Origin of the sequence: Xenorhabdus sp. NBAII XenSa04 (assembly GCF_963866145.1) — a bacterium.
In the GTDB taxonomy this organism is placed as follows: domain Bacteria; phylum Pseudomonadota; class Gammaproteobacteria; order Enterobacterales; family Enterobacteriaceae; genus Xenorhabdus; species Xenorhabdus indica.
On the sequence record NZ_CAWMEB010000160.1, the window covers coordinates 1 to 387 of the forward strand.

General features: G+C 49.6%; 1 protein-coding gene. It reads right to left on the reverse strand.

From position 1 onward, the window contains the following. Positions 1-383, reverse strand: a 383-nt coding sequence (locus AAC147_RS07300) for a transposase domain-containing protein (RefSeq protein WP_047686139.1), incomplete at its 3' end; no start/stop codon positions are given. Between the last annotated feature and the right edge of the window lie 4 nt (positions 384-387).

Here is a 387-nt window from a genome sequence, read left to right on the forward strand (position 1 = left end):
CAGGTAGAATACGTGGTCTCTTCTTTTTCCCATTCGGTGGCCGTGGTATGAAAAAGGTGTCGCAAGGGTTCAATACCAAGACGATGTCTGGCTTTTGAGAGACTGCTTGACGCTAATGGCGGCAGTTCCCCTTTCGCGTCAGGAAACGCCAGATCTAATTTATCACAAACATCATTGATCGAACGATTTCTCATGAGCCCAATGCCCAGCACTAACCAAACGGCTTGTTCGGCGGGGAACCGACGTTTTCGCCCGGTGGCGCGTCCCGTCTCTTTAATCGCTTCAGTCACCCATTCCATGGGAATATTTTGACTAAAGGCATCCAGGGATCCCGGGTAATTTAAGGCCGCAGTGGCCTGGAGTTCACGAGAAAATTCAGACATAAAA